The sequence below is a fragment of the Mesorhizobium sp. M7A.F.Ca.CA.001.10.2.1 genome (assembly GCF_003998575.1).
Taxonomy (GTDB): domain Bacteria; phylum Pseudomonadota; class Alphaproteobacteria; order Rhizobiales; family Rhizobiaceae; genus Mesorhizobium.
Map to the genome: position 1 here is coordinate 1 of NZ_RZQY01000714.1, position 2,936 is coordinate 2,936.

A 2,936-nucleotide genomic window follows, 5' to 3' on the forward strand; every position below is an offset into this window, starting at 1 on the left:
CGACACCGACATCGGGACTGTAGCCGATCCCCGACAACGGCGGATAGGCAAGCCAGCCGGTGCGGGCGAATTCGCCGACGAACAGCGACATCATGACGATGACCGCGCCGCCGACCGTCATCCAGAAGCTGAAATTGTTGAGGAACGGAAACGACACGTCGCGCGCGCCGATCTGCAGCGGGACGACGAAATTCATCAGGCCCGTCACCAGCGGCATCGCCACGAAGAAGATCATGATCACGCCGTGCGCGGTGAAGATCTGGTCGTAGTGATGCGAATTGAGATAGCCTTCCGAACCGCCGAAGGCCATCGCCTGCTGGAGCCGCATCATGATGGCGTCGCTGAAGCCGCGCAGCAGCATGACGATGCCGAGCACCATGTACATCACGCCGATGCGCTTGTGGTCGACGCTGGTGAACCATTCGCGCCACAGATAGCCCCAGAGCTTGAAATAGGTCAGCGCGCCGACGAGGGCGATGCCGCCCAGCGCGACGACTATGAAGGTCGCGACCACGATGGGCTCGTGCAGCGGCAGCGACTCGAGCGTAAGCCGGCCGAAGATCGCCTTGAGAAGAGCAGGATTGTCGAACATGTCTTGCGTGGCGCCTCAGGAGTTGAAGGGCGACCGAAGCGTGCCGGTTGCGGAAGGTGACGGCAGTCGGATCGACAGGGGCAGTGGCCGTTGCAGACCAGCGCCGACGATCGGCGTCGAGGTCATCGGCGTGAAGGATTGATCGGCCTTCGAAGCCGCCAGTGCTTCTTCGGTCGTGCATATGCTGGCGACATAGGATGGGGCAGGGCCGAATATCGTGCCGCGCCGGGCGAACTTGTCGTACAGTAGCGGAAGGGTGTTGCGGATGCCGGCCATTCCCAGACCGCCCTTGGCATCGATCTGCGACATCTCGCTCATGCACATCTTGCCGGGCTCGACGCACATGTTGAGGATCGCCTTGTAGAGATCGGCATCCACCGCCGCATAGTGGCGCACGGGTTGGTTCTCGCTGGGCTGTTCGAGCTCCAGATAGCCGTTTCGGTCGAGCTTGCCGCCGCCGTCCTTTGCCTTCGCGATCCATGCCTGGAAACCGGCGTCGTCCAGGCCGTGGAACGCGAACCGCATTCCCGAGAAGCCGGCGCCGCTGTAGTTGGCGGAGAACCCTTCATAGTCGCCGGACTTGTTTATGACGGCGTGCAGCCTGGTTTCCATACCCGGCATTGCATAGATCTGGCCGGCCAGTGCTGGAATGTAGAAGGAGTTCATCACCGATGCGGAGGTGATGCGAAAGCTGATCGGCCGGTCGACCGGCGCAGCCAGTTCGTTGACCATGGCGACGCCGTACTCCGGATAGATGAACAGCCATTTCCAGTCGAGCGCGACGACTTCGACCTCAAGCGGACGCACGTCCGGCGGCAGCGGCTTGCCGGCCGCTACACGTCCGATCGGACGATAGGGGTCGAGCAGATGGGTGCCCATCCAGGTCACTGCGCCCAGGCAGATTATGATCAGAAGCGGCACCGCCCAAATGACGAGTTCGAGATGGGTCGAGTGGTCCCAATCCGGCTCGTAGCGCGCCTCGCGGTTGGACTGGCGGTATCGCCAGGCAAAGAATATGGTGAGAGCCATCACCGGTATGATGACGATCAGCATCAGTGCCGTGGACACCATCAGCAGGTCGCGCTGCTGCGCGGCGACGTCGCCGGCAGGGTTCATGACGACCATGCTGCAGGAGCCGAGCGATGCCAGCAGGGGCAGCAGGAAAAGGGTACGGAGACGGCTCAATGTATGACCTGTCGGTTGTTCCCCCCAGTGCTAGCCGTACCGCGGCAATGAAGGCATTGGACAATTTGTCCAATGCCGCAATGACGCGGCAGGCCTCATCAAAGCACCTGGCCCGCGCACATGGCAAGCGATCGTAATGAGACCGCGGCGGGGCGACGGAGAATGCTGTGAGCCCAACTTCTAAGATCGAAGCCGACGCAAGACGGATCAACGCGCGGCATCATGAAGTGAAGCCCGGCGAAATCGCCGTTGGCGTCATCATCGGCAGGACGTCGGAATTCTTCGACTTCTTCGTCTACGCGATCGCTTCCGTCATCGTTTTTCCGAAGCTCGTATTTCCTTATGCCGACCCGTTGACCGGCACGCTCTACTCCTTCGCCATCTTCGCGCTTGCCTTCATCGCGCGGCCGATCGGCACGGCGATCTTCACCGCGCTCGACCGCGCCTACGGACGCAGCGCCAAGCTCACCATCGCGCTGTTCCTGCTGGGGACCTCGACCGTGTCGATCGCCTTCGTGCCCGGTTACGACCAGATCGGCCAGGCTTCGGCCTGGCTGCTGGCCATGTTCCGGATCGGTCAGGGACTGGCGCTGGGCGGGACATGGGACGGACTTGCCTCGCTGCTGGCGTTGAATGCGCCCGAAAAGCGCCGCGGCTGGTATGCGATGATCCCGCAGCTGGGCGCACCACTCGGGCTCATCGTTGCCAGCGCCCTGTTTGCATATTTCGTCGGCAACCTGTCGGCCGAAGACTTCTTCAGCTGGGGCTGGCGCTACCCGTTCTTCGTCGCCTTCGCCATCAATGTCGTCGCCCTGTTCGCACGGCTGCGCATCGTGGTGACGCCGGAATACACCAAACTGTTCGAAGGCCAGGAACTGGAGCCGACTTCCGTCCGCGAGACGTTGCGCGCCGAAGGGCGCACTGTCGTGCTCGGCGCCTTCGCGCCGCTGGCGAGTTTCGCCCTGTTCCACATGGTGACGGTGTTTCCTCTGTCCTGGATTTTCCTGTTCACGCGCGAGGGACCGGCACGGTTCCTCGTCATCGAGACGATCGGAGCTTTCTTCGGCCTGGCGGCAATCGCGATCTCGGGCTTCGTCGCCGACCGGGTTGGGCGCTGGCCCTTGCTCGGAGGCTCGGCGGTGGCCATTGCCGTGTTCAG

Annotated in this window: 3 protein-coding genes; 1 reads left to right on the forward strand and 2 read right to left on the reverse strand. The window is 62.6% G+C overall.

The features are described 5' to 3' along the window. Together EN964_RS30475 and cyoA are read right to left on the reverse strand one after the other, a co-directional pair. Positions 1–592, reverse strand: a 592-nt coding sequence (locus tag EN964_RS30475; RefSeq protein ID WP_206528781.1) for a cbb3-type cytochrome c oxidase subunit I, incomplete at its 3' end; no start/stop codon positions are given. Positions 593–607: 15 nt separating this feature from the next. Further along, a complete protein-coding gene (gene cyoA / locus EN964_RS30480) occupies positions 608–1,777 on the reverse strand; it encodes a ubiquinol oxidase subunit II (RefSeq protein WP_127268837.1) in 1,170 nt (389 codons plus the stop codon). Positions 1,778–1,944: 167 nt separating this feature from the next. Here cyoA and EN964_RS30485 point away from each other — a divergent pair. Then, positions 1,945–2,936: MFS transporter (locus EN964_RS30485; protein ID WP_127277135.1), on the forward strand; the 992-nt coding region annotated here is incomplete at its 3' end.